Below are 23753 nucleotides of genomic sequence, written 5' to 3' on the forward strand. Positions count from 1 at the left end.
CGAGAATCAACTCACACAACAGACGGATTGGCGATCGCATCGGCCGCTATGACAAACCGCGTCAGCAGGCCTCGATTTTCCACTCGTACGGCTTGAGCGCCACCGTGCGCGGCAGGCTCACACCCTCGATGCTGTCGAGTGTGGCTGTCGCATCGCGGTTCGCGAAATTGAACACGCCAAGCAGCGTGCGTCCACCCGCCTGCCGGACCATCGCGAGAACGCCGTCATCATGCGCGTCCCACGTCGTCACCCAAGCGTCGGGGGCGAAGCAGGGATCCGAGCGCATTGCGCGCACATCCGCCATGCCTTCCCACAGCCGGTTCGGCAAGGTTCCGGGGACATCGCGCTTCGCGGCGTTCTTCCAGTTGAACTTGCTGCGGTGCAGATTGCGGCTGTCGGCGACACGGTCCGGGTCTTCCTTATAATCCCAGCCGTTGAGCTGACCGATTTCGTCGCCACAGTTGAGCATCGGGAACCCACGCAGGAAGCCCATCGCGTGATGCATAAGCAGGTCACGCTGGATTGAGCGCTCGTACAGCGGCCGGTCATGCGTGATGATCGCCCGTTCAATGCCGCACAGGCTCGCCGTGGTGCCGCAGCTACGCGCGTCGCCGGACGCCGGATCATAGTTGTACAGCTCACCCATCGACCAGCTGCCAGGCACCATGCCCTCATAGAAGTGGTACAGGAATTCCTTATGCTTGAGCGGGTCGATGCCCAGCTGGCGCTCGACATCCTCGTCCAGGCCCCAGCCGATGTCGTCATGGCAGCGCAGATAGTTGACGAACCAGCAGTTGTCGGGCAGCGCGTCGAGCTTGTCGATCTGGGTTTTGAGCAGCCGGGTATCGCCGTTGGCGAGCGCGCTCCACAAGTTGACCATGACGGACACGTTGTACAGCATGTGGCATTCGGGCTTTTCGGGAGTACCGAAGTAGGCGGCGAGCTCCTTGGGGGCCATGACGACCTCGCCTTTGAACACGACGGCTGGGCAGACGATTTCGGACATGATGCGCATCATGCGCACGATGGTGTGGACCTGCGGCAGGTTGCGGCAGTTGGTGCCGAGCTGCTTCCAGATGTACGGCACCGCGTCGATGCGGAAGACTTCGACGCCAAGATTGGCCAAATGCAGCAGGCTGGACATCATGGCGACGAAGACCTTGGGGTTGCGGTAGTTGAGGTCCCATTGGAACGGGTAGAACTGGGTCATGACCCATTTGTCCATCCGCTCGTTCCATGTGAAGTTGCCGGGCGCGGCGGTCGGGAAGACCTGTGGGACGACGGCATCATACTGGTCGGGGATGGTGCGGTCGTCATAGCAGAAGTAGTAGTCCTGATATTCGGGGTCGCCCGCTTGCGCGGCTTTCGCCCAGCGATGGGTGGACGCAGTGTGGTTCATGACGAAATCAAGGCACAGACTGATGCCGGCCTTACGCAGTTTCGCAGTGAGGTCGGCGAGGTCCTGATTGGTGCCGATGGACGGGTCGACGGTGTCGAAATCCTCGATGGCGTAGCCGCCGTCGTTGTCCGGATGCGGCATGGTTAGCAGCGGCATGAGGTGCAGATAGGTCAGATGCTGCTCTTTGAGATAGTCGATATGTTTGGCGAAGTCGGTCAGTTTGCCCGCGAACAGGTCGGTATACATGGTCATGCCGAACATGTCGCCGCGGCGGTACCACTGCGGGTCCTGCTCGCGGGCGACGTCGAGACGCTTGAGGTCGGTGGGCCGGTCGGCGTGCGCTTTGGCCATAACACGTTCAAAATGCGCGAGTTCCGGCGAATCGCCGTACAACGAATGGAACAACTCTTCGAGTTCGGCGCGACGCGGCGCGAGGCGCTCGGCGAATACGGTATCGATATGCTTGGCAGCCATCTGAAACTCCTATGTCTCTCATCCCGGGACCGGTTCGTTCGGGTCCAGGCGGCTTTCAGTATATCGAACCGGTTCGAGCCGGGCAACGCGACACTCCGGATGCGGCGATATTCCACTGATTCCACACCGCTGGAGCGGTGCTATCTGCGAACGACCAATATCGCGACCGCCGAGGCGACCGGGCCGTCATGGCTCAGGGAGATATGCCAACGCCAGCGCGCACCCTCCCACGGTTGTGCGCCGGCATCCGACGCTACGGGCACGTCACGTTGGACACCGCGCAAGGCCTCGGACAGTGCCCGTGCGTCATCGTCGGCAAGCACCACATGCGGCACCCCACGGGCATCATCAAGAATCTCGATCCGCGCCCACGGGACGTTGTCCACGGTGTATGGAAGCGGGCAGGTCTCTCCCAGTGCCTCGCACCACGCCTTGATTACCGCTTCCTTGCCGGCCCAGCGTGCGGCGAGATGCACAGCGTCGCCATCCGCCTTAAGTCGGCCGCGCAAGGCGCCCTGCCGCAGTTCGCGCGGCGAGAACAGCCGGCGCATGCCCCCGTCGGACTCCGCGAGCTGTTCGGCGAAAACGTCCAGTGCCACGACATCATGGCCGAGGCCGACAATACGGTCCCCGGGTTCCTGCCCATCCATCGCCGTCATCGCCGCCTTCGATACCGCCGTTTCGTCCGAATCGCGCATCATCACACCGCAGTAAATCCGGTCACGAACGCGAAGAGGAGTGACAACCCGAGGAACACCAGGAACCACGGCGAACTCCAGCACGCCGCAACCGTACCCTGCGGGCTGCGGTTGGCCTTCATGTACCCGCGGATATCCCTGAACCGCAAGACAAGGTACAGCAGGGAACCCACGCCGACCGCGATGTAGAGCCCATAGCCGACGATGTTCTGCGCGTTTTCCGTCATCACGGTCAGCAAGCGGGAGAACAGGTCGGAGAAGACGAAATTATTCGTGATATGCAGTGCGATCGACCACACCAGCCCGTATTCGGCGGCGATATAGCCCAAAACCAGCCCGACGAGAATCGCGTAGGCGCCTTGCAGCAGATCCGTGTGGAAGAAACCGAACAGGACCGCGCTGGTGACAATCGAAAACACCTTGCCGTACTTGGCGAGCGCGGGCATCACCAGACCGCGGAACAGCAGCTCCTCCATGATCGGGCCGAAGAATCCGGCGTACAGGACCATGGCGAGCGTGCCCATCGAGGCGTCGATGCTGTCCATCGCCGTGCTGGGCTGGAAGCCGAACAGGCCGGACAACCAGTCAAGTGCCGGTTCGAGAATGAACGAATACACGTCGGAAGCGCCGAGAATCAGCATGATGGCAAGCAGAAAGACGACAGGCGTCATCTTGTGGTGCGCGCGTTCGCCGCTGCCGGTCAGTTCCAGACGCAGCTCGTGCGGCAAGCCGTGCCATAACGGGTCGTGCGAACGCATGAGGGCCAGGTAGATCGCGCATCCGACGAGGGCGATCAGACTGACGGCGCCGGATATCCGATTACTGAATGCGTCACTGAACACCTCCGATTCGGGGGTGCCCTGAAGGATCATCACCGTGGCGATGGTCATTTGGGCGACCAGCGCGACCGCCGTCATCACGACGCAATAGAACAACACAAGCCGCGCCTCGCGGCCGACCGCACGACGGACCTGCTGGGCGTAGGTGAGGAAGCGTCGAGGAATCCATGCAGGCTGTTGGGCCGGTGGCATCGGCTGCGGCGGATAAGGGTATGGCGGGACCTGCTGGTAGGGCGGCACGGCTTGCGGCGGATAAGGGTATGGCTGATATGGCTGGGGCGGGACCGCCTGATACTGGTACGGCTGGTACGGGTAGGGCGGCATCTGCATCTGGATCGGATACGCGGGATTCGGGTATGGCGCCGCTGGAGCCGCCGGCTGCGGGAATTGCGGATATGGCTGAGGCTGCGCACTGGCCTGTGCTGGCGGAACCTGCTGATACTGCGGGTACGGCTGAGACTGCTGAGACTGCTGATACGCCCAGTACTGCTCAGCTTGATTATCGGCCGGCTGTCCAGCGGGCTGATATGAAGACTGCGGCGTGGCATACCCCGGTTGATACGCCGGCTGGTTTTCCGCCTGGCTCCCCGGCTGATATTCCTCTTGTGGATATTCGGGTTGTTGATACCCCGGCCGATATTCCTGCCGCGCGGTCTGCTGCGGCTGCATCATCGGCGGCTGCTGGCCGGTCGGTGCGACATGTTCCGGCCGATTCATGCAAGTCTTGTCTGCATCATCGCTCTGGTCGCTCATATGCTCCCTTTCCTGCTGCGCCCCGCACATGCGAGGCTGCCGTGCGCTGTCGTCATCGTCGTGTTGTCATCATCGCAGTCGCTGCTGACCGTTTCATGGGGATAAAATGCGCGCTGCGTCCACCGACTCTGAGGAATCGCTCAGTGTCGGCGGACGCAGCAGGAATCAACGCGCCGGGCGGGCCGGACTGTCAGGACAATCCGGCCTCATGCGTAGGTCAGACCTCATAGTATCCGTCGGCCCCCAAACGGGCGTTCGGATCGAGCAGCATGGCTTTCTCGACTTCATGCGCGTCATAGCCGTGGCCGTCCTTGTGGAAGTGACGCTCGTCGATGGGCTCGTAGAGCGCGGCATGGCCCATCATGCCTTCTTCCAGACGACGGTGGCCGGCGGCCAGACGGCTGTTCGCGCGCTTGCGCCACGCTTGGAGCGTCTCATCGCCCGCGGTGTGCGCGACCGCAGCCTCGAAGGCGCCGGGGCTCACGATCGCCACGAAACCGCCGACATGGCCGAAGCCAAGGGATGTCGCCAGTGCCGCCTTGACCGGACCGACCTTGATCGGGCTGGTCGGCCAGACCATGAAATCGTCACGCTTGAGCTTCGGATCGACGCAGTCGAGCGCAGCGTTCGCCGGGACGATGCCCGTGCGGAACAGCTGGGTCAGGCCGTTGATCTGGAACACGCAGGCGCCGCCCTTCGCGTGGCCCGTCAGGCTCTTCTGGGAGATGACGAGCAGCGGGTTGCCTTCGGTGCGGCCGATGGCGTGCGCGAGCGTGTTGTGCAGCTCGGACTCGTTCGGGTCGTTCGCGTTCGTGGACGTGTCGTGCTTGGAGACCACGGCGATATCGTCCGGAGTGACACCGAGCCGCGCCAAATCATGCACGAGCTTGGAATCGCGGCCACCCATGCCGGCGGCGAGCGCACCAAGACCCGGAGCCGGGATTGAGGCGTGCGCGCCATCCGCATAGGAGTGGATGAATCCGACGACGCCCGCGACCGGCAGGCCGAGCTTCAACGCGATATCGCCGCGCGTCAGCAGAATCGTGCCGCCGCCCTGCGACTCGACGAAGCCGCCGCGACGACGGTCGTTCGCGCGGGAGAAGAAGCGTGCGTCGATGCCTTTGGCGTACATTTCCTGGGCGTTGGCGGTGGCGTTCATGTTGCCGAAACCGATGACGGATTCGACGCCGATGTCGTCGATTGCGCCGGCGACCACGAAATCGGCCTTGCCGAGGGAAATCTTGTCAGCACCCTCTTCGACGGAGACCGCGGCGGTCGCGCAGGCGGAGACCGGCTGGATGATATTGCCGTATCCGCCGACATACGACTGCATCACATGGGCGGCGACCACGTTGGGCAGCGCCTCCTGGAGGATGTCGGTCGGGATCTCATGGTTGAGGAAGCGGTCAAGGTACAGCTTGCGCATCGATTGCATGCCGCCGAAGCCGGTACCTTGTGTGTCCGCGACCATGGAGGGGTGCACGGCCTGCAAAATCTCCGTCGGCGTGAAGCCGGCCGACAGGTAGGCGTCCACCGTGGTGACGATGTTCCACAGGGCGATCGGGTCGACAGCGCCGACCATCGAAGCGGGGATGCCCCACTTGAGCGGGTCGAAGCCCTTCGGGAACTGGCCGCCGACCGTGCGGGTCATCGCCGCGCGGCGAGGCACACGGATCATCGAGCCGGCATGACGGGTGACCACCCATTCTCCGGCTTCGGTATCCTCACGGATGCTGGTGTGTGCTTCGTCAAGCTTGACGTATTCACGGGCCATGTCCTCGGTGGGCACGGAGAATTCGACGTCGTGGTCGAGGAAGATCTCAGCCTCCTCCTCGTCGTTGCCGCCGGTTTCGCCGTCACGCAGATAGTTGGAGCCCATGCCGTCCTCGAAGGGCCTGATGCCGCTTCGCGCCACGACTTCGTCATGGTAGCGCTCGGCGATATCTTCCTCGGGGACCAGGTTGCCGTCAGTGTCATACCAGCCGGCTTTCGGGCTATCCTGCCACGTGAGCAGGCCCATATTCCACGCGAGCTCGAGCACAGCGCCTGCGGACAGGTCGACACTGCCGTCGGCGTGGATGCCGAGCTCCGCCTGGGCGCGGGTACGTCCGGAGCCCCACGGGCCGAGTTCACCGACGGAGACGATCACGATCTCATCTTCAGGGCGCACGGTGACGTTGGTCCAATCCTTCAAATCAATGTCGGGCTGGCGGGGCACGCGCGGCGTCGGAAGGGCCTTGATGGTGGCCGCAGGGGCGGCTGCCGTGTCCTTGGAAGCGTCGGCGGCTTGCGATTCGGCGCGTTTCGCGTCTTCCATGGCCTCGCGGCGCAGGGCGCTGATATCGATGGGCTCACTGCCCAGGCCACCGGTCAGATCCACGTCGAGCGGCGCCTTCTTGGCTTGTTCACGGGCTTCCTTCGTGGACAGGTCGAGCAGTTTGACGGCGATCTGCGCGGTCGAGTAGGTCTTCAGCCCGTGGCGTTCGACCACCTCGACGAGCGGGTCGTTGCCGCCCATCAGGCCGGTTCCCCGCACCCAGCCAATCTTCGGATGGGCGAAGGTGACACGGCCGGACCATACGCGTTCGGCGTGTGCACGGTTGACGATCGCATCGAAAGCGCTCTTGACTTCGCCGTAAGCGCCGTCGCCGCCGAAAATACCGCGGTTCGGGGAGCCGGGCAGAATCACGTGGAGCCGGTGCTGCACGTCGGTGTCCGAGCCGATGGCCGCGAATCCGGTGATCGCGCGTTCCACGCCCCACAGCATGAGGCGCGCCTGCGACTCGAACAGTTCACCGGAGTCTGCCATGGTGCCGTGAACCGGCGGAGCGGCGAACGGGAAGAACAACGTGGGCTCGTACGCGGGTTTGATCACCGTGGTCGTGGCTCCAGAGGTCTTCTTCTGCTCGTGGCCGACCCAGTCAACCAACGCATCGACATCACGGTAGCTGGACAGGTTCGCGGGGACAAACCACAGACGGGCTCCCGCGGCAGCATGCGCGCGGTATGCTTGCTTCGCCCACTGCTTGACGGACGGCTTGAAGCTGTGCGAGGTGGCGACGACAGTCGCACCCCCGGCCAGCAGGCCGCACACAACCTGGGCGGCGATGGAGCGCGGGGCGACGCCCGTGACGACGGCGATATCACCGGCGAAGCGGGATGCCGCAGGGTCTGCCTTCGGATCAGCAAGCGCCTGGGTGGCGATGGTATCGAAGATCGCGGCGAGGTCGCGGCGATCCTCCTGCTCGGCCTTGGCGGCGAACCACTTGGCCTGCTTGCAGACCGCGTCTCCGGCGCCGGTGAAGTCCAGCTCCGCGACCGACCGATCGTCGTTGTAGTACAGGCGGGCGAGGTCCTCACGGGCAGAAGCCCAGCGGTCGTCGAATTCGATAGCCTTGCGGGCATCGAAGCGCGGTTCGACCTGCTTGGGCCAATCAACGCCGAGTTCCGCAGCGACGGTTTGGACAACCGCCTCATCGTCGTCATCTTCAGGCTGGGCGGCCGGAGTGTTCAGGCCGAGCCGGTCGAGCACGTAACGGGCGGTGGATGCGAGCACGCCAGTGGAACCGGTGACCTGCTGGGCGAAGGCGTCAAGCGCGGCGGAATCGACCACCGCACCCGAGGCGGCGCCAGAAGCGGACGGCAGCGCGACCGTGATATTGCGGCTTGTGGCCACCTGCTGGACAGCGGCATCGATAAGCGCGTTGGCGGCGGCTTGGCTCTGGGCGGCTTCGGTACCGAGCGTCGCCAGATCCCCGCCACGCGAGGACGCCCCGTCACGCGTGCCGAGCACGAGCGCGACGAGCACATGGGATGCCCAGCCTTCGCCGAGCTGCCACGTATTGGTCATCCGCTGTTCTACCTGGGCCTGCTTGATGCCGGCCGCACCGAACAGATGGCGGATGCGGTCGCGCACGATATCGCCAAAGACCTGGCCGAAGGGCTTGTAATTCGGGGCGACGTTGTCAACCAGCTTGCTCAGCGCGGAGACCGGCGCTTCGGCGGCGCCATCGACGCTGGCCACGCCGAGTTCGGAGCTGATATCCATAAGCAGCTGGTTGCGGCGCGAGGAGACGCCGTTGGTGAGCGTGTCGGTCGTGTCGTTGTCGCCGATCTGGTCGGGGCGGATCTTGCCCGCGTAGGCGAGCAGCGCGGCGATTGCGTCGGAGGCATGGAATGGCAGATCAGCTGGACGTTCGCCGGATGCGGCAGCAGGGGCCGCAGGAGCCGGGGCGGGCGCAACAGCGGCAGGAGCGGCAGGAGCGGCGGCTTGCGCTGCCGGAGCAGCCGGAGCAGCAGCCGGGGCGGTCACCGGAGCGGCGCTGTCCTCCTCGGTGTCGGTTTCGACGAGCGGATCAGTGTCGGTCATGTAGATGCGACCCTCATCACGCCCCACGTTGTACACGGTCACATGGCGGCCGGTGTACTGCGGCAGGCGCAAGGTCTTCGTGCCGAGGTTTGCGAGCGTCGGGGCGTTGCCCAGACCGACCTCGACGTATTCCTCAACGCCGAGCCCGTCATGCGCAGTAGCGCGGAACATGAGGTCCTGCGTCTCAATCCAACGCACCGGGCTGGCGAACTGCCAGGACAGCAGCTCGGTGAGCAGCAGTCTGCCGAGCTTCTGCTCGTCGGCTGCGTAAGAATCCCACACCTTCGGGTCGTCGAGCGCATCCTTGATGCGTTCGGACGGCACGACGTCGAGAATCTTGCGCGCGAAATCACGCGTCATCTCGAACGGTACTGCCACAAGGTTCGGGATGTACCGGCCGACCAGACGCTGGTAATCGATGTACTGCGGCAGCAGCGCGTCCAGCTTGTCGCGGAATTCGGGCACGCCCTTGCGCAGCAGCCTTGAATGGAACGGCACGTCGATGCCGGGCACGAGCATGAAGGCCGGTTTGCCACCGTATTCCGCCACGCGGCGGGCCGCATCCGCCTTCAAAGCCTTGAGTCCGGCAATCGTACCGGCAATCGCGTACTGCTGGCCGGCGAGGTTGTAGTTGACAATCTGCAGGAACTCGCCGGACTGCTTGGCGATGCTCTCGACGTACTCTTCGACGCCGTCATCGCCGACGCCGAACTGGTTCGGCCGCAGCGCGCCCATCCGGTAGTTGGAACGCCCCTGTTCGTCGCGTTCGATGAGATGGTGCATGGTGGAGCCGCGGTGGAACACGAGCTCAAGCACGGTTTCCAGCGGGATGATACCGGCGAAGGAGCTCAGCGCGTTGTACTCGCCGAGCGAATGGCCGGCGAAGTAGGACGGCCACAGGTCGCAGCCGGCTTCGCGCAGACGTGCGGTCTGGGCGAACGCGACCGTGGCGAGCGCGACCTGCGTGAACTGGGTGAGATTGAGCAGCCCGTCGGGGTGCCGGTAGGTGATGCCGTTGGCGGTGAGCTCCTTCGGGTTGTCACGCACGACGGCGAGGATCGAGAATCCGAGCTTGCCGCGGGTCAAGGCGTCGGCACGCTCCCACACCTTGCGGGCGGCCGGGGATTTCGCGCGTTCGTCCAGGACCATGCCCTGCTTCTGGATGCCCTGGCCTGGGTAGACGAAGGCGGACACCGGCGGGCGGGTTGCGGCGGTGCCGCGCGAGACGAGCTGGCCGTCGATGCGGCAGGTGACTTCGAGCAGCAGGCCGCCATGGCGGATATGGCCGACGCGTTCGACGGTGATTTCCACTTGGTCGTCCAGTTGGACCATGCCGTACATGTTGTAGGTCCAGCCGGCGATTTCGTAGTGCATGCCCTTGTCATCCGCCGCCTGCACCACATGCTGGGCGGTGGCGGACAGCCACATGCCATGCACGAGCGGGGCGTCGAGGCCGCTGATTGCGGCGCCGCGCACGGAAGTGTGAATCGGGTTGAAATCGCCGGAAGTACGGGCGAAAGCGGTCATCTCGTGCGGGGCGCGGACAGTGACGCGGCGCAGCAAACGACGCGAGGTCGGCTCGGTGAGTTCGCCGGCCTGTTCTTTGGCGTCATCCTCGTTCGGGTTGTGAGACGGATTGTCCCGATAAGTGAGATATTCGCCGTAATCGGGGGCTTCGACAGGCAGCTCGTCGCTGTAGGCGCGGCCGCGGATCGCGAAGCGCTCGGTCTCATGCGCAAGCACCGTGCCATCGGCGGCGGTATGCGTCACATGGATGGTAACCACGCGGCCGGAGGCGGATTCGGCGTACGGATCCGCCCAGCTGGTCAGGCTGACCTGCTCGCCGGTATGGCGCAGCAGCTCGCGTTCAGGCACTTGCAGTTCGATGAGATGGTCGAGATGAACTGCGTTGAGTAGGCCTTCGATAACCGGATAGCCGTCGACGCTCACCGAGCCGAGTGCCGCGTAAATCGCCGGCCACGCCGGGCCGACCAGCGCGTCGGGGGCGATACGCGAGGCGTTGAGGCCTTCCAGCAGGATTCCGGCGGTCGCAGCCTCATGGTCAACGCCGAGATTCGCAGACAGCGTGTACTGCGCATGTGCCAGGCCGAAGGGGTAGCGCTCAGTGTCATCCGATGGCGTGATTTCAGGCATCGCGACGAGCCTGTCACCGGTGATTGCGGTGTTACCAATGCCGGCGACCGCGGCGAGCATCGCGTACACGTGCTCGGGCAGGCGATCGCGGTCAACGACCGGCAGACGGCCGCGATCCGCGCCGCCCACGATGAGCGGAATCACGATGTCGCGCACCGCATGCTTGCCGAGCCCGCCGTCGGGATCCTTGTCCCAGAAGGTGTCGAGGTGAATGTCAAGGTCGAGCAGGGTCTTGTCGCCATCCGCGCCGACCTGTTCGATGCGGTAGTTCGTATCGTCCGCAGCCGTGCCGTACGCGGGATTGCTGGTCACATGGCCGATCCAGGAGATATTCGGGCAGCTGCGCACATAGGCCTGCACGTCGGTGGCTCCGGCGAGCGTGCCGAGCGCGTCCGCAGCCGGTTCATCCGCCTGTGCGGCCTGGGCTTGGGTGCGTTCCAGCGCGGCGTGTTCGAAGCGGCCGAGAATATCAGCCACCGATTCGTCGACGGTCGTAATGCCGGCCACCGAGATCGGGCCGGGGATGATGCGCACGGCGTCCGCACTGTAGCGCGGATCCTCGGACTGCCACAGCTGGTCGCGTCCCCACCAACGCAGCAGGTCGTTGTCGATCACCGGGACGAACGGCATTGGCTTGGGGTATTCGTTGACCAAGGTGATGAACCATGCGGCGTCGGTCGGCTCAACTTCAAGCGTGTCGATCTGGGGGTAGCACTCCCCGAGCTGGTTCAACGCCTGTTGCGGGTCGGCTTCCACACCGGCGCGCACGGCGAACAACGGTGTGAATTCGCCGGACTCCTGATCGCGCACGCGGGCTTCGATGCGCTGCAGCAGGTGCAGGTAGCGGTCCGCATAGGTCGGGTCGGCCCATGGGAAGGACAGATCAGCGAACCGTTGTGCCCACTGGCGGTAGGTCATCGAAGCGACGTCGCCGAAATACGGTTTCGCGGTCTTGTCGAGCGCGTCGATGATTTCGGCGCGGCGAGGCTCGATCTGCTCGGGGTGCTTCATCATCTCGACCAGCAGACGGCCGCAGCGCGCGGACGAATTCTCCAATTCGTAGATATCGGCGTGCAGATGGCTCAAGCCGGAGCTCACCCCGCCGACCACCTTACCGGACGGCACCCAGCGTTCGCCGCGCGGGGCGAATGGGTCGTCACCGCCCTGTTCGAGCGTGATGCCGGGGGTTTCGACGAGCATGCGCTTGACTTGCGGGCTGGTATGCGCCTCCTTGGCGGTCATGACGGCGGTGCCGACAAGCACGCCGTCCACCGGCATATCCGGCTCCCCGTAAGCGCGGGACCATTGGCCGGAGATGTAGTCCGCGGCGCGTTGCGGCGTGCCAATGCCGCCGCCGGCGACCAGCACGAGGTTCTCGCAGCCACGCACGTCGGCATAGGTGTTGAGCAGCAGGTCGTCCAACGATTCCCAAGAATGGTGGCCGCCGGCGGAACCGCCTTCGACCTCGGCGATGATGGTGACCGGGGCGACCGCTTTGGCGATACGTACCACCTGGCGGATCTGGTCGATCGTGCCCGGCTTGAACGCCACATACGGCAGGCCGTCGGCGCGCAGGGACGCGATGAGCTGCTTGGCTTCGTCGAACTCCGGGATGCCGGCGGAGACGACCACGCCGTCGATCGGGGCGCCGGACGCGCGTTTCTTCGGCACCAGACGCTGCGTGCCGAACTGGAGGTTCCACAGGTAGCGGTCCATGAACATCGCATTGAATTCGACCGTGCGGCCTTCTTCGAGTTCGTCCTCGAGCTCGGCCAGATGCCGGTCAAGCACCTCGGCGGTCACCTGGCCGCCGCCGGCGAGTTCGGCCCAGTATCCGGCGTTCGCCGCGGCCGCGACAATCTGCGGGTCCACGGTGGTCGGGGTCATGCCGGCCAGCAGGATCGGCGGTTTGCCGGTCAGTTCGCTGAATTTCGTGCCGATTCGGTCACCGGCGGGCGTGTGGATGACGCGCGGACGGTACGCCTTCCAATTCTGTAGGCGTTCGGGGTCGCCCGTCAGCGTGGACAGCGCGGCGCGGTCGGCGGTGCTTGCTGCCTCGACCACACCAGCGCCGCTGCCTTGGGCGAGTGCGGCGACCAGCTTGCCGGCAGTGGTGCCCGGACCCATATCAACGATCCACAATGCGGACGGATCCGTGGACTCAAGCAGCTTGTGCACGCGGCCTGTCCAATCCACATGGTTGATAAGCACTTCCTCGGCGAGTTCGCGAGCGCGCAGCCCATCGAAACCGCACGCCTGCGCCCAGGCGACCGTCTGGTCGACGGCATCGGCCATCAGCGGGGAATGGAACGGCAACGTCACGTCAAGGTATTCGAGCGTCGGGTCGAACACCGAGCCGCCGCGCACCTTCTGCTCGCGCAGACGCGCCTGCTTGCGGTGTTCCTTGCCCGCGGCGAGCGCGAAGAGCGCCAGATCCTCCGGGTATCCAGACAGAACCTGATGGTCGGGGGCGTTTTCGACGGCGATGGAGATTGGCCCGCGGGTGGCGGGGATGCGCGCGATCAGGGTTTCGGTCTGCTCGCGGTTGGCGCCCTTGACCGACAGCATCGGGGTTGCGCCTTCGAGTTTGGCGTGCAGGCCGAGCAGCCGCGCCTGACGGGTGCCGGCGACGCCGATCAGTCGGGCCACGGCGAGGATTTCGTCAATCGGCTCCTGCGCGGCTTCGAGCGAGCCGGCACGCTGCAGTTCGCGGGCCATATGCACGCCAATGATGCCCTGCGAATGCCCGAGCAGCGCCACCGGCTTCGAAGCGGGGTTGTATCCCAGATGCACGGCGTCGATAATCGCTGCAAGCTGGGTGAGCGCAATGCCTTCGACGCTCACGGACGCATCCGCTGCGGCTCCGAGCGAGGCGCCGGACGGCTCGAATCCGAAGATGTCGGTCGGGTGTCCGGTCACCGCGAGCAGGTCGGCGGCCACCGGGGTCAGCAGGCGGTCGGCGGCGAGCACCCGGGCATGCAGATCCGCGGCTAGGGTCGGGTCGTCCATCGCGTCGGCGAGCGCTGCGGTCCACGGCGTGGACTGTCCGCCGAACACCACGGCGTGCGGCTCGTTAACAAGCCTGGACAAGAAAGGTGTGGTACTGGTCATTATTGTTCCTTTGCTGGTTTCCATTCGATTCGTGTGTTGTTGATTGGTGTGGTTGACGTTGTCGGAAGCGTTGCCGGAAGCGCTTACATCGGCTGGTTGCCGTGATGCTTGTCGACCGGCCGGTGGCGGCGTTTGCCGGCGAGCGTGCGCAGGGCTCCGGCGATTGCCTCCCTTGTCTGCTCGGGGTCGATCATCGCGTCAATCTGCCCGGTTTCCATCGCAAGGTTCGCGTTGACGGTCGTAGCCTCATAGTCGGCCACGTACTTCGCACGCAGCGCTTCCACGTCCTGCCCGCGTTCCTTGGCTTTCTGCAGATCCTTGCGATGAATGATGTTGACCGCGCCTTGGGCGCCGAGCACCGCGATCTGGCTGGACGGCCAAGCGAGGTTAACGTCCGCGCCAATCGCCTTGGAGCCCATGACGATGTAGGCGCCGCCGAAGGCCTTGCGCAGGATCACCGTCACCATCGGCACCTGCGCGTTCGCATACGCGTAAATCACTTTCGCGCCGCGGCGGATGATGCCCACATGCTCCTGGTCGCTGCCCGGCTTGTATCCGGGGGTGTCCACGAGGGTGATGACCGGCAGGTTGAACGCGTCACATAGGCGCACGAAACGCGCGACTTTCTCAGAGGATTCCACGTCGAGGATGCCGGCGAGCGCGTTCGGCTGGTTGGCGACCACACCGACCGGGTGGCCTTCGATGCAGGCGAAGCCGACGACCGCGGATTTCGCGTACAGTTCCTGCACTTGGACGAATTCGCCATAATCGACGATGCCGTGGATGACATCGAGCATGTCGTAGGGCTGACGATCATTATCCGGCACGATGGAGGCGACGCGCGAGGCTGCCGCCTGGTCGGCGTGCGTGGACGCGTAGGCGAATACCGGCGGCTCACACTGGCAGTTCGACGGCAGGTAGGCGAGCACCGTGCGCGCGTAGTCAATCGCATCGGCCTCGTCTTCTCCGAGATAATGCGCGACACCGGAGACCACGTTGTGCACGTAGCCGCCGCCCAGATCCGCCATGCTGATTGTCTCGCCAGTGGACGCCTTGACGACGTTCGGCCCGGTGACGAACATGTCGGAGTTCTCACGCGTCATGATGATCAGGTCGGTCAACGCCGGGCAGTACACGGCGCCGCCCGCGCACGGGCCGAGGATGATGGAGATCTGCGGGACAAAACCGCTCGCCTCGCAGGTCTTCTTGAAAATCCGCCCGTATTGGCTGAGCGCCGCGACCCCCTCCTGGATACGCGCGCCGCCGGAGTCGATCAACGCGACAATCGGCACTTTGAGGCTGATGGCCATATCCATGAGGTGGCAGATCTTCTCACCTTCGGCCACGCCGAGCGTGCCGCCGCGCACCGAGAAGTCCTGCGCGTACACGGCGACCGTGCGCCCGTACACTTTGCCGAACCCGGTGATGACGGCCGAACCGGCAACCCCCTTGTTGATATCGCCGCCGACGAAACGGCCGATTTCCTGGAAGCTGTCGGCGTCGAACAGCAGGTCGAGGCGTTCGCGGGCCGTGCCTTTGCCTTTGGCATGCTGGCGTTCGCGGGCGTGCTCCTCGGCGGCACGCGCGAGTTCGGCGGCTCGTCCCACGGCGGGGCGGATCGGCTGAGTCGCGTCATGCGCCGTGGAGTCCGCAAGTGCCGTGGAGTCCGCCGGTGCCGTGGTTGTCTGCGCTGCGGTCAGTGTGCTACTCATTGCCGGTCTCCTTCCGCATCCTTGTCCGTCGATGTCCCGGATGCCTGTGCGCCTTCGGCCGCATGGATGTCGAGCTCGACAAGCGTCTGCCCGCCTTCGATACCATCCGCCGGGCCGACGCAAATCTTCTTGACCGTACCGTTAATCGGCGCGTACACGTAGTTCTCCATCTTCATGGATTCGAGCACGACCAACAGGTCGCCCTTGGAGACGCTCTGACCTTCCGCCACGTTGACGCGGGTGACGATTGCCTGCATCGGCGAGGAGATGATGCCGCTTTTCGCGCCGTCATCCACCTTCGGCTTGCCGATATCATGCAATCCTTGACCGCGCAACGGCTGGGTGGCGCGTCGTGCGGACCGTGCGCGGGCGGCACCCGTCAGCCCGTCGACAATCGTCAGGGGGACAGTGAGTTTGACGCGCTTGTCATTGACTTCGATGACGAAGGAATCGCTGGCAACGGCCTTCCCCCCGGCCCCTCCAGCCACGGATGCGGGTTGTCCGGCACCTGCGGCCGCGGGTTCGCGGTTGAGATACTTGCGTTCCAGCCATTTGGTGGATACGCTGAACGGATGCTGTTCGGCGGTGAATTCAGGATCATTGAAAATCTGCTCGAACAGGCTCGCCGGCGACGGCACGCCTTCGATATGCAGCTCGCCGAGGGCGCGACGCACACGGGCGACCGCAGTCGCGCGGTCCTGCGCGGTGACGACGAGCTTGCCCATCAGAGAATCGAACTTCGGCGAAATCGTGTCTCCCGCCTTAACCCCGGAATCCACGCGGATCCCCGGTCCGGCCGGCCATTGCAGCCCGGTGAGTGTGCCGGAGCTCGGCGTCAGGTTCGTCGCGGGGTCCTCGCAGGTGATGCGCAGCTCGAAGCTATGGCCGCGGATGCTCTCCGGGCGGGTCAGGTGCCCGCCGGCGGCAATCGTCAATTGTTCACGCACCAGATCAAGCCCGCACACCTGCTCGCTGACCGTATGCTCGACCTGCAGACGCGGGTTGACTTCTAGGAAATACACCTTGCCCTGTTCGGTGAGCATGAACTCGCAGGTGCCGAGCCCCACATAATCTACCGCCTCGAACAGGCCACGCGAATAGCGTTCCAGCGCTTCAAGCGCTTTCGGCGGCATGAAGGGGGCCGGGGCCTCCTCGATGAGTTTCTGGTTGCGCCGCTGCACCGAGCAGTCGCGCGTCGAATACACGACAAAATCGCCGTGGCTGTCACGCCCACACTGGGTTTCCACATGCCGCGCCTTGTCGATGAACCGTTCGACGAAATACTCGTCCAGATCCCCGCCCTGGAGCGCATCATGGCTTAAGTAGAAGCTGCGCAGCTCGTCGTCGTTGTGCACGATGGTGATGCCGCGGCCACCACCACCGTCCGTGCGTTTCATCATGATCGGATAGCCGTGCGTCTGCGCGAAATCAAGCAGCTCACGCATATCCTTGACCGGCTCGGAAATACCGGGGACGGGCGGGACCTTCGCACGGGCGGCGACCCGGCGGGCGGTGATCTTGTCGCCCAGATCGACCAGAGCCTTGGGGTCGGGGCCCACCCAGGCGGCACCCACCTCGCGGACCTTGGTCGCGAACGACGGCACCTCGGAAAGGAACCCGTAACCGGGGTGTACCGCGTCGGCACCGCTCCTGTGCAGAATGCCGATCAGCAGGTCCTCGTTGAGATACGTGTCGCGGTAGGTGTCGCCGGGCAGCAGGTAGGCTTCGTCCGCCATATCCACATACTGTTCGTCGCGATCCTGTTCGGCGTACACGGCGACCGTGCGGATGCCCATCTCACGGGCGGTTCGCACGACACGCAGCGCGATTTCACCGCGGTTCGCCACCAGAAGTTTGCTGACATTATTGACCATGCTTTCCAAGCTATGCCGCCGAGATCGCGTCTGGCGGGGGCATGGACGACAAAGAATCCGCGATCTTTTTGTAACCCTCCACAAACGTCACCGTAAGTTGGCTTGCGATTTTCGGCGGTATTCCGCCATTGAGCGCTTTCGTCGCAACCGGCCGGACACATCGGCGACATTGGCGGGCGCAATCGGGTCCATAGAATGATGGCCAGCACGCCCCTGACCGGGCATTGCATGAAAGTTGCATGAAAGGAAGGGATTCCCATGTCACATCAGACACCATCCGCCGCACTGGCTTCCGCGGCCCCTACCACCGTCCGCCGCCTGCTGCGTTCGGCAGGTATGTCGCTGCTGTTCGCGCTGCTGCTGTGGGCTGCAGCCGCCGCCGGGCGCATCCCGATTCCCGGCACTCCGGTCGGCATCACCTTGCAGACCTTCGTCCTGATGCTTGCCGCGTTGAGCCTGGATTGGCGCGAAGCCGGCGGCGCGGTCGTGCTGTACCTGCTCGCTGGCGCTGCAGGACTGCCGGTGTTCTCGGGCGGCATGTCCACGCTGGCGCTGGTCGGCCCGAGCGCCGGCTTCCTGTTCGGCTTCCTGCCGGGCGTGATCGTCACCTCCCTGCTCAAGGGCAAAGCACGTGGCACGGGTGCACGTGGCTACTGGCTGACCGCCGCGAGATATTTCGGCGCTTCGCTGGTCGGCTGCGTGGTGATTGTGTACGCCTTCGGTGTGAGCATCCAGGCGATGCTCACACATGTTCCGCTGAGCGCTGTGGCGCTTGCTTCGCTCGGGTTCGCCAGCGGCGACCTGCTCAAGGCGGTTGTCGCCTCGGCAGCCGTTAGCGGGCTGTCCTCGCGTATCGCCCGTGACGCCAAGTGACGTCGAAGAACGCCAGATAATGTCAAATAACGGCAAGTAACGGCTGGGCGCGCTAGTTGCACCAGTCGATAACGAAAGACCGCCGCCCCGATTGCGTGGGGCGGCGGCCTTTCGCGTATGTGCATTCGTTATCTGTCACCGTTGAGGACGGTGGGCCTTCAGCTGGCGGTCAGTGAGTCATCAGTGCCCATCAGTCAAGAACACCGACATCACCGGTCGTCACCGTATGCTCGACTCCCTCGTCGTCCACGATTGCCAGTGAGGCGTCCGGATTGATGCGGATAGCACGCCCGACAATCGTCTCACCCCCGACGAGCCTGGCTTCCACCCTCCTGCCGAGTGTCCAACTCACCTGCCGGGTCTCCTCAAGCAGCTGGGCTGCGTAGGCCTTGCGGTCACGCACAAACCGGGCGATACGGTCGCGCAGGCCGGCTATGATTGCCGCCGCGATGAGGTCGCGCAGCACTTGCACGTCCGGCAGCGGGTCGACATGCAGCTGCAAGGATGTGGACTGCGGGGTCGGCAGGTTTTCCGCGCGCAGGGCGAGATTGATGCCGATGCCGATGATCACGCCGGTGCGATGCTCATCCAAGGGCACGAGCTGTACCAGAATCCCGCCGAGTTTCAGGCCATGGCAGAAAATGTCGTTCGGCCATTTGATGGCCAGCGTGCAATCCTGCTGACGCGGACGGGCGCCGCTGGAGAACACCGCCGACCGGATCGCGTCGCGTGAAGCGAGACCGGCGAGTGTCGGCAGCCACCCGTTGACCGTATCATCAGCCACGACATCAGCGGGCATCACCGTGACGAACGACACCGTGAAGGACTCCCCCGGACGGTTCACCCACGCGCGCCCAAGACGACCATGGCCGCCGGTCTGGTAGTCCGCGGCAATCACCGTGATCTTCCCGTCATCCGCCGGGTCGCCCCCGATTCGCCCATCGGCGAGCATCTCGCCGGCGAGTGTGTTCGTCGAATCCACCTCGGCCAGCGCGATCAGCCGGTCAGCCTCCTGTTCGGTCCGCGGCATGCGCGGAACCGTCCCCTGTTTCGTCATCATGGCACCAGCCTACCGCCGAACAACGCGTTTTTCGCGGATGTACGCGCCGGGTGGCCCCAAGCTGCGGATTGACCTCGGCTGCGGAACCGGCAGGCGGCCAGGATACGAGCCCACCAAACCCGCCATCGTGTGAGCCAATCCTCACACAACCACCTCCACGGCTACGCCCGCAGCCATCGCGGACCCCTCCTGCACCCAGCCCCGGCTCCTTGCGTCAGACTACAATGCTCAAACATGACCGAAGCCACGCGAACCTCGAGAGCCACGACCACGCCATCCGTGCAACCCGATCAAGCGGCAAAGCGTTCCAAGACCACGACGGGCAGGCATTCCTCGCGCCGCGCACAGGCCGGCGCCATCGCCCGGTGGACGCTGGCGACCCTCGCCGTCCTGTGGCTGAGTTTCTGCACGGCGATCGGACCGTTCTATTGGTACGGTGGCAGCATCGCCGACTGGGGATTCGTCAACACCATCTATTTCCTGCTCGCCCTAGCCATCTACCTGATGCTGCTCATCGCGTTGGTGCGCGTCGGCGGCGGGCTTGCGGCCATCCCGTCATCCGTTCGCTCCGTTTGTCGTCGGGCGGCGGCAGCGATCGGAACCTACTGTCGCACCGGATGGCGGCGGGACATCAGCAAGCCTTGGCACGCCTTGGCACGCATGTGGCGGCGATTTACAGCCACACGATTTGCGCATGCCGTCGGACGTTGCTGGACCGCCGTCCGCACGTATACCCCGCGCATCATCATGCGGTGCACACGCAGTTGGATCGGCCTCGCGCTCATCATGTTCATCGGATGGCTGTGGGTGCCGGTCACCCTGCTGTCCGCGTTCGGCGCCGACATCCGCTCGCAAGTGCGGGAATTCAGCTGGGCTTGGAACCAATGGACGGGCTTGCAACAGCCGTATACCGGGTTCTTCGCCTTCGTCCCGATGGATATCTACCCGACCGCGCACTACCTGTGGCCGCAAGACCCGACCTATCTGACGGATCAGCACAATCTCGTGCTCACCGTGTTCTACGGTGCCGTCGCCGCCGCATCCCGGTATTTCACCGGTTCAAATGATGCAGGATATGTCGTGCTGTCCTCGTTGCAGTTCCTGTTCGCGGTCTTCTGCTGTTCGGCCACGATGCACCGATTCCTCAACCTGCCGTGGCTTGGACCTGAGTCCGGGAAGGACACCGAGGCCACCGTTGTCCCGAACAGCGAACCAGGGAGTACACCCGGGGATTATCCGCATGCGGTCGCGCGGGCCGGCGTATGGCAGCGCGCCATCATCATCCTGTTCTTCCTGCTGTGCCCGATCGCGGTGTTCTCCACTATCAGCCTGACGAAATCACCGCTGTTCGCCTTCGCATTCGTCTGGTGGTTCGGCATCGCCTACCAGCTGCATATGACACGCGTCAAGCGCGGCGAGACACCCCGTCGGCTGCCCGCACGTACCCTCGCCGCATTCATCGCGAGCGCCTGCGTCATGCTGATCAGCGCGAAATACGCGTGGTACATTCTCCTCGCGCAGACGGTCATTATGCTCATCGCCGACCGTGGGCGCTGGAAGACCTACATCGTTGCCCTGCTACTGCCGGCGGTCATCCTGCATGGCGGCCTGGTCCTTCTGGTATCTGCCGGCAAGGTCATCAACGGCGACCCGATTGAAAGCCGCGGCATCCAGCTGCAGCAAATCGCGCGCGTTGCCCGGCGCAATCCCGAAGGCATCCCCAAGGACGCGGCGGACAAGCTCGCCCCGATCTTCAACCTTGACCAGATGGGCGAATCCTACTTCCAGCAGGACGCCGACCCGGTGAAATCCTCCGGGATCCAATCCAAGAAAGTCAGCTATCGTTGGCGTTCCGTCACAAAAGAGGATATGGCTGATTTCAACAGCGCGTGGTGGCAGATCGTCAAGGCGAATCCGGTCATCGCGGCGGATGCGTTCTTCGCCGAATGCTTCGGCTATTTCGACATAGCCGATCTGCCGTATGTCTCCATGGACTATTACGTGACCAGCGATTACGTGGTGAACAACACCGAATGGATCAAGGACTGGCAGCCGCAATGGCGTGAGAATGTCGCGAGGTTCGCGCGCGACTGGGGCAAGATCCCCGTGCTCGGATGGGTCACGCATGGCAATTTCTATGTCATTTTGACCCTGCTGTTCGGCGCCGCGGAAGTGGTCCGCCGCCGTTGGCGCACTTTGGCGTGGCATATGCCGTTGTTGCTGCTCATGGGCGTGATGATCACGTCGCCGGCAAACAACTTCGAACGCCATATGCTTCCGCTGACTTTCGTGTTCTGTTTCGTCGCGTTGACCTACTGGCGCGAGTCCAGGGGTTGCCATGAAACGCGTATCGCCGGGCCCGAGGACAGTGCGGGTGGACATCACCGTGACACTGAATCCGGGCGGGACTAGGCTGGCACTATGGTTTCCGTTTCTGCACACTCCGGGTCAGACTCCGATCGCAAGGATCTGCTTGACCTGTTGATGGCCCGTCTCGCCGTGCTATTGGGAGACGATGTGCTGGAACGCGACCGGCCGGCCGACGTTGCCGGAACCGGTGTTGTGGGAACGACAGATGAAACCGCCGGAACACCCGGAGCACCCGGAACTGCCGACCAATCGAATGCTACCGCGGCAACGGCACCAGGGTCGCCGCACCCGGCCGACGCCCGGACCCTGCTCGAATCCATTGTGTTCGCGTGTCTCGCGGAAAGCACGGACGACGAGCGGGTCGTCTCGCTGATGCATACGCTTGGATGGCCTGCGCATTATGTCTGCTGCAGTGTCGCCGGCACTCCCCCGGCGCACGATGTCGCTTCGTGCGCGGCATCAATTCGGAGCCGATTGCCGCCCCATGCCGACGGTACCCCGCAGGATTGTCTAATCGGCGAGCATGACGGGAATCTGGTGGCGTTGGTGCGCGTCGATGACGGAACCAGCCCGGACCAAGTCGCGCATATCGCCGAAACGTGTTTCGATGGGCATGAACCGATTTGTCTCGGGCCAACCCGGCAGAACGCCGACGGTGCGTCCCGCGCCATCCGGGCCGTCATCAACGCCCTGTTCGCGCTCAACGCCTGCACGCGCGAAGTGCCGCAACCCATGCGATGCGAGGACCTGCTTCCGGAACGTGCCCTCATGGGCGATGAGGATGCGCGCGACGAACTAATCACATCAATCTACGAGGCGCTCAAAGGCGACAATCCCAATGATCCGACACTCCAAACGGTCAGCATTTTCCTTGATTCCGGCGCTTCGCTGGATGCGACGGCCCGGGCGCTGAGTGTCCACCCAAATACCGTGCGGTACCGGCTCAAACGGGCCACGGAAATTTGCGGTTGGGATGCAACCGATACACGCGAGGCATATGTGCTCTCGACGGCGATTACGCTCGGACGGCTACGCGATGCCGGTTTGTGGCGCGATGACGGCACGCTGTAGGGTGTACCGCTGACTTCCCGGACACCTTCTGGGAATCCTTTGTTATTGGCATCCTGACAACTTCGGAACTGACACTGACAATTCCGACCTTAGTAACCCGGACGTGCCGGACTGCGAAGTACTGGACACGAATATGCTGGGCTCTGACAACTGGGCACGAAAGACCCACCGAAAAGACCCGCCCCCATAAAAATGGGAAAGCCCCATGCACACCGGCAATCGGCATGTATGGGGCTTGTGCGTTCTCGTTCCGCCCTAGGCTCGAAATAACGGACGGAACCAGAAATCAGGCGAGTGTCGCGGTATCCAGCGGGATGCCGGGGCCCATCGTGGAAGTGATGGTCGCCTTGGTGATGTAGCGGCCCTTCACGGTGGACGGCTTGAGACGCTTGATCTCGTCGGCCACTGCCTTGAAGTTCTCGTCAAGAGCCTTCTCTTCGAAGGACATCTTGCCGATCAGGAAGGACAGGTTGCCGTGCTTGTCCACACGGAACTCAATCTTGCCGCCCTTGATATCCTTGACAGCCTTGGTGACGTCCATAGTCACGGTGCCGGTCTTCGGGTTCGGCATCAGGCCACGCGGGCCGAGGATACGGCCGAGACGGCCGACCTTGCCCATCATGTCCGGGGTAGCCACGACAGCGTCGAAATCGAGGAAGCCGTCCTGGACCTTCTGCACGAGATCGTCATCGCCAACGATGTCGGCGCCGGCCTCGGTGGCCTCGGTGGCCTTCGGGCCACGGGCGAACACGAGGACCTTGGCGGTCTTACCAGTGCCGTTCGGCAGGTTGACGACGCCGCGCACGAGCTGGTCGGCCTTGCGCGGATCCACGTTCAGACGGTACACGGCTTCGATGGTCTCATCGAAACCACGCTTCGGCATGCTCTTGAGCAGAGCGATCGCCTCAGGAGCGGTGTACAGGTTGTTACGATCGACCTTCTCGGCCGCCTCGCGGTACTTCTTGGAGTGCTTCTTAGCCATCTGTCCTTCTCCTC

The 23753-nt window shown here is 64.0% G+C and carries 10 protein-coding genes and 2 pseudogenes; 3 read left to right on the forward strand and 9 right to left on the reverse strand.

All coding sequences use genetic code 11. The annotated features are described in order from the left end of the window. Positions 1 to 61: 61 nt before the first annotated feature. From ACZ41G_RS07130 to ACZ41G_RS07160, 7 genes and pseudogenes are all read right to left on the reverse strand, one after another. Positions 62 to 1873, reverse strand: a complete 1812-nt coding sequence (locus ACZ41G_RS07130; RefSeq protein WP_464145101.1) for an amylosucrase — start codon at positions 1871 to 1873, stop codon at positions 62 to 64. 140 nt (positions 1874 to 2013) lie between these two features. Next, on the reverse strand, positions 2014 to 2523 hold the full coding sequence (locus ACZ41G_RS07135) for a holo-ACP synthase (RefSeq protein ID WP_464146263.1): 510 nt from the start codon (positions 2521 to 2523) through the stop codon (positions 2014 to 2016). Positions 2524 to 2573: 50 nt separating this feature from the next. Next, complete coding sequence (locus tag ACZ41G_RS07140; protein ID WP_464145103.1) at positions 2574 to 4163, reverse strand: lysostaphin resistance A-like protein; 1590 nt, start codon at positions 4161 to 4163, stop codon at positions 2574 to 2576. Positions 4164 to 4380: 217 nt separating this feature from the next. After that, positions 4381 to 7311 (reverse strand): annotated as a pseudogene (locus ACZ41G_RS07145) (beta-ketoacyl synthase N-terminal-like domain-containing protein); the annotation flags it as partial. Positions 7312 to 7481: 170 nt separating this feature from the next. Continuing rightward, positions 7482 to 13797: pseudogene (locus ACZ41G_RS07150) on the reverse strand (fatty acid synthase subunit beta domain-containing protein); the annotation flags it as partial. A gap of 83 nt (positions 13798 to 13880) precedes the next feature. Next, on the reverse strand, positions 13881 to 15509 hold the full coding sequence (locus ACZ41G_RS07155; RefSeq protein WP_412170492.1) for an acyl-CoA carboxylase subunit beta: 1629 nt from the start codon (positions 15507 to 15509) through the stop codon (positions 13881 to 13883). After that, positions 15506 to 17383: an acetyl/propionyl/methylcrotonyl-CoA carboxylase subunit alpha gene (locus tag ACZ41G_RS07160; protein ID WP_464145105.1), complete on the reverse strand. Its 1878-nt coding sequence runs from the start codon at positions 17381 to 17383 to the stop codon at positions 15506 to 15508. Before ACZ41G_RS07160 ends, ACZ41G_RS07155 begins: the two co-directional genes overlap by 4 nt. Before the next feature lie 258 nt (positions 17384 to 17641). Here ACZ41G_RS07160 and ACZ41G_RS07165 point away from each other — a divergent pair, with 258 nt between their 5' ends. Beyond that, positions 17642 to 18256 (forward strand): biotin transporter BioY, encoded by a 615-nt coding sequence (locus ACZ41G_RS07165; RefSeq protein ID WP_033506077.1) that lies wholly within the window; start codon positions 17642 to 17644, stop codon positions 18254 to 18256. A 190-nt stretch (positions 18257 to 18446) separates the two neighbouring features. On the opposite strand, the gene ACZ41G_RS07170 is transcribed toward ACZ41G_RS07165, so the two are convergent. Beyond that, complete coding sequence (locus ACZ41G_RS07170) at positions 18447 to 19316, reverse strand: biotin--[acetyl-CoA-carboxylase] ligase (RefSeq protein WP_239646891.1); 870 nt, start codon at positions 19314 to 19316, stop codon at positions 18447 to 18449. A gap of 234 nt (positions 19317 to 19550) precedes the next feature. On the opposite strand from ACZ41G_RS07170, the gene ACZ41G_RS07175 reads away from it, so the two are divergent. Then, positions 19551 to 21728, forward strand: a complete 2178-nt coding sequence (locus ACZ41G_RS07175; RefSeq protein ID WP_464145107.1) for a DUF6020 family protein — start codon at positions 19551 to 19553, stop codon at positions 21726 to 21728. 9 nt (positions 21729 to 21737) lie between these two features. Next, a complete protein-coding gene (locus tag ACZ41G_RS07180; protein ID WP_464145109.1) occupies positions 21738 to 22757 on the forward strand; it encodes a PucR family transcriptional regulator in 1020 nt (339 codons plus the stop codon). Between the two features lie 286 nt (positions 22758 to 23043). Here ACZ41G_RS07180 and rplA read toward each other — a convergent pair whose 3' ends face one another. Beyond that, positions 23044 to 23739, reverse strand: coding sequence for a 50S ribosomal protein L1 (gene rplA / locus ACZ41G_RS07185; RefSeq protein ID WP_015451044.1), 696 nt, complete (start codon positions 23737 to 23739; stop codon positions 23044 to 23046). Positions 23740 to 23753: the final 14 nt, after the last annotated feature.

The sequence above is a fragment of the Bifidobacterium porcinum genome, assembly GCF_055378475.1.

Excerpts from the sequence above, each read along its gene's own strand:
- ACZ41G_RS07130 (WP_464145101.1), bottom strand. The coding sequence starts at position 1,873 with ATGGCTGCCAAGCATATCGATACCGTATTCGCCGAGCGCCTCGCGCCG.
- ACZ41G_RS07135 (WP_464146263.1), bottom strand. The coding sequence starts at position 2,523 with ATGGATGGGCAGGAACCCGGGGACCGTATTGTCGGCCTCGGCCATGAT.
- ACZ41G_RS07140 (WP_464145103.1), bottom strand. The coding sequence starts at position 4,163 with ATGAGCGACCAGAGCGATGATGCAGACAAGACTTGCATGAATCGGCCG.
- ACZ41G_RS07155 (WP_412170492.1), bottom strand. The coding sequence starts at position 15,509 with ATGAGTAGCACACTGACCGCAGCGCAGACAACCACGGCACCGGCGGAC.
- ACZ41G_RS07160 (WP_464145105.1), bottom strand. The coding sequence starts at position 17,383 with ATGGTCAATAATGTCAGCAAACTTCTGGTGGCGAACCGCGGTGAAATC.
- ACZ41G_RS07165 (WP_033506077.1), top strand. The coding sequence starts at position 17,642 with ATGTCACATCAGACACCATCCGCCGCACTGGCTTCCGCGGCCCCTACC.
- ACZ41G_RS07170 (WP_239646891.1), bottom strand. The coding sequence starts at position 19,316 with ATGATGACGAAACAGGGGACGGTTCCGCGCATGCCGCGGACCGAACAG.
- ACZ41G_RS07175 (WP_464145107.1), top strand. The coding sequence starts at position 19,551 with ATGACCGAAGCCACGCGAACCTCGAGAGCCACGACCACGCCATCCGTG.
- ACZ41G_RS07180 (WP_464145109.1), top strand. The coding sequence starts at position 21,738 with ATGGTTTCCGTTTCTGCACACTCCGGGTCAGACTCCGATCGCAAGGAT.
- rplA (WP_015451044.1), bottom strand. The coding sequence starts at position 23,739 with ATGGCTAAGAAGCACTCCAAGAAGTACCGCGAGGCGGCCGAGAAGGTC.